Raw genomic sequence first — 6937 nt, forward strand, 5'->3', positions numbered from 1 at the left:
GTTGCAAGCCCTGATACACTCGCACCCAGCACTTTACGGATGCCAATTTCCTTTATTCTTCGCTCGGCTGTATAAGCGGCGAGGCCAAATAAGCCAAGGCACGATATAACAATGGCCAGCGCAGAAAACACCCTTGATAATTTACTCACCAGCATTTCACTTTGGAACATCTGGCTAAACTGATCGTCAACAAAGCGGTAATCGAAGGGGTATGCAGGGTTATCTCTTTTCAAAACACTCTGTATAGCTGCCAATGAAGCCTCTATCCCTTTTTGCGATTTGATACGCACGTACATTAGCTCTGTATTTTTCGGGGCCGCGCTAAAAAACATAACCGGATCTGGTTTGCCATACATGTTGCCATATACATAGTCGTTCACAACACCTACTACAACGGCCGATGTTGTATCACCTTCGCCATGTACCCTTTTACCCAAAGCACTGCCTTTGCCCATTAAATTTGCCATACTTTGTGTAATAAGCATATTTATAGGTTTAGTATTGGTATCAGTTACAGTTAGGTCTCTGCCTTCTAATAGTTTTAGTCCGGATGTTTCCACAAATTCCGGGGTAACATATCTTTGCGATATTAATACCTGCGAGCCAGGAGGCTTGCCATCCCAGGTAAGCCCGGATGTGTTATTACCGCCATAAATAATAGCATGATCTGACAGGGCTACATTTTGGATATAACCTGTATTCAGCAGATCCTGCTTAATGGAGTTAAAGTTTTTTGCCATATCGCCCTGTAGGCCGGTTTCTATCAGCTTATCTTTATTAAAGCCTAATTGCCTGCTTTTTACGTGCTGTATTTGCTGGTAAACTATAATAGTGCTGATGATTAAGATAACCGACGCGGTAAATTGCATTACAACAAGCCCTTTACGGATATATGCTGCGCCTGTATCTTTTAGTTTTATTCCTTTTAATACAGATACGGGGTTAAATGATGAAAGATATAACGATGGGTAACTGCCGGCAACTAAACCACAGATCACCGTGATAAATAATAAACCAATAAGGTGGTACGGGTTATTAAAGCCGGGGGTAAGTTGTTTTTGTACCAGCAGGTTAAAGGCTGGCAAAACAAGCATAATAAATACCACGGCAAAGCATCCGGCAACAAATGACATAAATAGTGCTTCGCCTATAAATTGCAATGCCAACGATTTTTTGTTTGCACCCAAAACTTTACGCACACCCACTTCCCGGGCGCGTTTTTCGCTGCGGGCAGTGGCCAGGTTCATGAAATTGATACAAGCAATGAATAGAATGATCCACGCGATAACAGTAAACAGGCGTACATATTCTATCTGGCCGCCGCCTGTTTTAAAACCATCTTTAAAATCGTCATAAAGATGCCAGTCGTTCATGCTAAATAAAAACACTCTGCCTAAAGAACTGGGCTCGCGTTTTTGAATAAAGCCGTATAACTGTTTGTTTATAGTTTTAGGATCAACGCCGGGCTTTAATTCTATATAGGTACTTAATGAATTATTGCCCCAGCTTTTTAACCAGGGGCTTTTATCCCAAAAAAGCTGAAAGGGCATAAGCCACTCAAAATCAACGCTAGAATTGGTTGGAATATCTTTTAAAACACCGGTTACAATGTAATCTTGTTTGTTATCAACCCGTATACTTTTGCCGATAACGTTTTTATCATTCCCAAAGAATTTCTTAGCTGCTTTTTGAGTAATAACCACCGAGTGTAATTGTGTAAGCGCAGTAGCTGCATTACCCTCCAAAAACGGCAGGGTGAATATTTTAAAAAACGAAGGTTCTACATATTTGCCATAGGCAAAAACCGGCTTATCACCGGTGGCAAACAATAAAGAGGCTGTACCTTCATTTGTGCGGCAGGTATTAGCTATACCCGGTATTTCAGCTTGTATAGCAGGGCCCATAACACCCGGGGTTGATGAATGGGTAAATACATAGGTATCATACTTCTGGTTTTCGCGCGCAAGATAGATCCGGTCTTTCTTTAGGTGGGTAGAATCGTAATTTACCTCATTCTCTACCCATAAAAAAATAAGAGAGGCGCAAGCGATACCTATTGATAAACCAAAAATATTTAAAAAGCTATAAGCCTTATTTTTGGTAAGGCTCCTGAAGGCGGTTTTTATGAAGTTCTTAAACATGATACCGGTGGTTTTAAATTATTTACTCGCTCCTTAAACTCTTAACCGGGTAGCTTAATACAGAATTATAATGGGTGAAAAGTTCTTTTACTACCTTGAGGAGGCCTGTTCCGTAGCATTTTTTAAACATGGCAATCCCATTATAAGGCAATTCTCGAGCCAGCCCCTCCGCCAGATGAAGGGCGGAGAGGAGAGCAGGAGGCACACTTAACTATATTAAATTAAACTAAAAAGGTATTATACCATGATGTTTTCCATCACAGTTTGGCCATCCAGTAAACGGATGATACGGTGGCTGTAACGGGCATCATGCTCAGAGTGGGTAACCATTATAATGGTAGTCCCTTGTTCGTTCAAATCTGTAAGTAGTTCCATTACGTCGTTACCGTTGCTGCTATCCAGGTTACCTGTGGGCTCATCCGCAAGTATCAGCTTTGGTTTGTTAACAACCGCGCGGGCAATAGCCACACGTTGTTGCTGGCCACCCGATAACTGTTGAGGGTAGTGGTTACGACGGTGCATGATCTGCATTTTGTCTAACACTTCTTCTACCCTTTTAACACGCTCTACAGCGGTTACACCTGTGTAGATCAATGGAAGCTCAACATTTTCGAATACGGTTAACTCATCGATAAGGTTAAAGCTTTGGAATACGAAACCGATGTTATGCTTACGCAAATCGGCACGTTTGCGCTCGTTAAAATGAGCTACCTCAACCCCATTGAATACATAGCTGCCTTCATCCGGATCATCCAGCATGCCCAAAATGTTCAGCAAAGTTGATTTACCGCAACCTGATGGTCCCATAATGGCCACAAATTCGCCGGTGTTAACTTCCATTGTAAGCTTATTCAATGCAATGGTTTCTACCTCTTCGGTGCGGTAGAATTTCTCAAGATTTGTAATTTTTATCATTTGGCCTCCCCAGCTTCCGCGCTCTCGCGCAGAAGCCTTTTGTTTAATTGTGATTTATATTTTTTAATTTAATTCCTCTTTATATTATTATTACTTCTTATTAAAGACGCATCATTTTAAATAAGGTTACACGGCTTTGCTACTTCTTTAGTACAAGTTCCTGTATATCTCCATAATTTTCATAGCTGGAGGTAATTACCTTATCACCAGGTTTTAAGCCTTTCAATAACTCATAATTATCAGTATTGTACCGGCCTATCTGTATGTCTGTTTTATACGCTGTTTTACCGTCTTCACTTACTTTAAAGATCCAGTTGCCACCTGTTTGCTGGTAGAAACCACCTTTAGGTAATAGCAGCGCTGTGGTTTCGTCGCTTAGCGCTAAACGTATCTGCAGCGTTTGTCCTTTACGGATACCTTTAGGCACCGTGCCAACAAACTGCATATCTACTTTAAAACGGCCGCTTACAATCTGTGTAAATACTTTTTTGATAACCAGTTTATAAGTTTTATCGGCAAAGCTAAAATCGCCCATTAAACCATTGTATATTCTTGATAGGTAATGCTCTTCCACATCAACCTGTACTTTAAAACCGTTTTGTGCATCCAGCTGGCCTAAATGCTCACCTTTGTTTTTGTTTTGCCCAACTTCAGCATCTAAAGATGTTAACTGCCCGTCGATAGGTGCCCTTAACGTTAAGCTGGCTACCTTTTTACGCATCAACGTTAGCGCCGATTTCATTTGCGCGTAGTGTTCTTTTGCTTGCTGGTCTTGCTGTATAGTAAGAGCGGTATCTTGTTTTAAGATCTGGGTGGTTAAACGTTTGCGGCGCAACTGGTAATCGTAAGCGTTTTTTGCTGCCTGGTACTCCTGCAAACCAATGGCTTTTTGCTCATAAAGTTTTTTATCAAGCAGGTAAACACGCTCGGCTTCCTTAAAGGCATTGTCAACATCGGCCATTTGGTTAAGTTTGCTTACCGTGTTTTGCTGCGCGTTGTTGTGTGCTATCTGCATTTGTGTTTGCTCACCAAAAACTGCCGACTCCTGTGAGGCAAGGCTCAGTTCTTCGTCAACGTTGCTTAGTTTTAAAATAGGGTCGCCTTTTTTAAGCATTGCCCCATCCTCTACGTATTTCTCTTCAACCTGTCCGCCTTCTACAGCATCCAGGAAAATTGTATTAAGTGGCATTACCACACCATTAACCGGGATAAACTCCTGGAAAGCGCCTTTTTTAACTTCGCTTATGGTGATACGCTCTGTATCAACATTTAATTTGCTCTTGCCCGATGTAAAAACAATACTGCCGGCAATTAAAACTACTACACCTGCAATACCGGCTATGGTCATCAGCCGCTTAGTGCTCCATTTCTTTTTTACTATTACTCTGTCCACTTTATTTTATTAATATTTCGTAATTGAATACAAAAACACATGCCACAAATTAAATTACTGTATTTCAACACCTTATACGTAAAACCTAATATTGCACCGTACGCTTCTGTTACAGCATGTGTTCGGTTATGATACACTGCTAAAAAGGTACGATTTTATATATCCGCATATCACAGTTGATTTTCAATATAATAGCTATTATGCTATAAATGGTATGATATTTAACATTCAGTTATTAATTTGCAGTGTAAAATGTTTTACTTTACTATCTATATATAACCTCGAATTAACTACCCCATAAATGATACTTAAAAAAGCAACCGTTTTAATTGTTGATGACGACCCCGATGTGCTTACTGCTGTTAAGTTATTACTTAAAACAGAAACACAGGAGATCATCACCGAGAAAAATCCCGAAAATCTGAATTGGCTGTTACAGCGTAATCAGGTTGACCTGGTTTTGCTGGACATGAACTTTAACAGTGCCATTAATACCGGCAACGAGGGTATATACTGGCTGCGTAAAATAAAGGAATGGAAACCCAACGTTTGTGTGATAATGATCACCGCATACGGGGATATTGACCTGGCTGTACGTTCATTAAAAGAAGGTGCTAATGATTTTGTGGTGAAACCATGGCATAACGAAAAGCTGATAGATACTATAAAAGACCTGCTTGATAAAAAAGAAGGCGGCGGTAAACCCACAAGGGCATCTGCCAAAGGCGAGAGCGGTACATCTATCCTGGGCGATTCTGAGGTGATGGAGGATATATTTCATAAAGTAAATAAGATTGCCCCTACCGATGCCAATATTTTAATACTTGGCGAGAACGGTACGGGTAAAGATTTAATGGCGAAAGCTATTCATGAACGCTCGTTACGTGCCGATAAACCTTTTATAAAAGTAGATGTTGGCGCATTAACCGATTCGTTATTTGAAAGTGAATTGTTCGGTCATAAAAAAGGCGCTTATACCGATGCCCGCGAAGACCGTATGGGCCGTTTTGAAGAAGCCGAAGGTGGCACCCTGTTCCTTGATGAGATTGGTAATATCAGCTTACAGCAACAGGCAAAACTATTAACCGTATTACAAAACCGACAGGTAACTCGCTTAGGTACTAACAAAGCGGTTGATGTAAACATCCGCCTGATATGCGCCACCAACGTGCCATTGCAGGAACTGGCTAACGAGAACAAGTTTCGTAAGGATTTAATATACCGTATAAACACGGTTGAAATAAATATGCCGCCGCTGCGTAAACGTGCCGAGGATATTGTGATACTGGCTAAGCACTTCGCTAAGTTATACAGCAGCAAATACCTTAAACCAACAATGGAGTTTGAGCCCGCATCTTTACAAAAGCTACGCTCTTATAACTATCCGGGTAACGTGCGCGAATTACAATATACCATTGAGCGTGCTGTGATCATGGCCGATGAGCATATTTTAAGGGCCGATGATCTGATCTTCTCGATACTGGAAACTCCCGGAGAAAATATTATTGATGATGATAACATTCAGCTAAGTACCCTGGAAAAGAACGCGATACTACGTGTAATTGAAAAGCATAACGGTAACATTACCCGTGCCGCTAAAGAGTTAGGTTTAACGCGTACAGCGCTGTACCGCAGATTAAGTAAATATGATATTTAACCGTTACGAATGGCGGCTGGTGCTGCGTGTGCTTTTTATGTTTGTTGCCGTAGCGGCTACAGCAATATTGCTAGTAGGCGATGGAAAGTTTTTTTACACCGTTATAACTATACCTTTAGTAATTTATTCGGTACTTGATCTGATACGCTTCAACAAAAAAGCGCAGGATGAGGTAAATCAGTTTGTAGAATCTATCCACTACCGCGATTTTTCCCGCCATTTTGATGTGCGCAAGGCCCCAAATGAATTGAAGCCTTTGCGTAAAGGGTTTAACGATATCAATACCACCTTTAAGCTGATTAGTCGCGAGCGCGAAACACAATATCATTACCTTCAAAAGATATTGGAACTGGTTGATACAGGTATTTTAAGCTATGAGCAGGAAACCGGTGAAATAAGCTGGATAAATGAGGCTTTTAAATCGCTGATAAGCATCCCCTATTTAAAAACCATACACTCTCTGGAAAAACGCGAACCGGCCCTGTATAAGGATGTAGTAAGGCTTAAGCCGGGCGATTCTAAGGTATTGAGCATTACCCGCGACCAACAACAAGTAAAAATGTTGGTTACCGCAAGTATTATGCGCAGCGATGAAAAGATGTATAAGCTTATCGCTTTCCAGAACGTAAGTGAGGCTTTGGATGAAACGGAATCAAAGGCATGGTCGAAGTTGCTAAATGTAATGACGCATGAGATCATGAACTCGGTTGCCCCTATTTCTTCTTTGGCTGATACATTGAAGAACCGCTTGCAAAGCCCTGAAATTACCGGGAACCTGGAGGGTGTTGATCTGGAAGATATTTCTCTGGGTATTGATACTATTAAACGCCG

4 protein-coding genes and 1 pseudogene are annotated in these 6937 nt (G+C 41.1%); 2 read left to right on the forward strand and 3 right to left on the reverse strand.

Going from position 1 to position 6937, the window contains the following annotated elements:
• From JWQ85_RS16245 to JWQ85_RS16255, 3 genes are all read right to left on the reverse strand, one after another.
• Positions 1 to 2141 (reverse strand): ABC transporter permease (locus tag JWQ85_RS16245; protein ID WP_299469845.1); only part of this gene is annotated, 2141 nt, incomplete at its 3' end.
• A gap of 237 nt (positions 2142 to 2378) precedes the next feature.
• A complete protein-coding gene (locus JWQ85_RS16250) occupies positions 2379 to 3056 on the reverse strand; it encodes an ABC transporter ATP-binding protein (protein ID WP_299469847.1) in 678 nt (225 codons plus the stop codon).
• A gap of 139 nt (positions 3057 to 3195) precedes the next feature.
• A complete protein-coding gene (locus JWQ85_RS16255; protein WP_299469849.1) occupies positions 3196 to 4449 on the reverse strand; it encodes an HlyD family efflux transporter periplasmic adaptor subunit in 1254 nt (417 codons plus the stop codon).
• A 301-nt stretch (positions 4450 to 4750) separates the two neighbouring features.
• On the opposite strand from JWQ85_RS16255, the gene JWQ85_RS16260 reads away from it, so the two are divergent.
• Positions 4751 to 6106, forward strand: coding sequence for a sigma-54 dependent transcriptional regulator (locus JWQ85_RS16260; RefSeq protein ID WP_299469851.1), 1356 nt, complete (start codon positions 4751 to 4753; stop codon positions 6104 to 6106).
• Positions 6096 to 6937: pseudogene (locus JWQ85_RS16265) on the forward strand (ATP-binding protein); the annotation flags it as partial. The gene JWQ85_RS16260 and the pseudogene JWQ85_RS16265, both read left to right, overlap by 11 nt.

The sequence above is a fragment of the Mucilaginibacter sp. genome (assembly GCF_028288105.1).
GTDB lineage: Bacteria > Bacteroidota > Bacteroidia > Sphingobacteriales > Sphingobacteriaceae > Mucilaginibacter.

Excerpts from the sequence above, each read along its gene's own strand:
- JWQ85_RS16250 (WP_299469847.1), bottom strand. The coding sequence starts at position 3,056 with ATGATAAAAATTACAAATCTTGAGAAATTCTACCGCACCGAAGAGGTA.
- JWQ85_RS16260 (WP_299469851.1), top strand. The coding sequence starts at position 4,751 with ATGATACTTAAAAAAGCAACCGTTTTAATTGTTGATGACGACCCCGAT.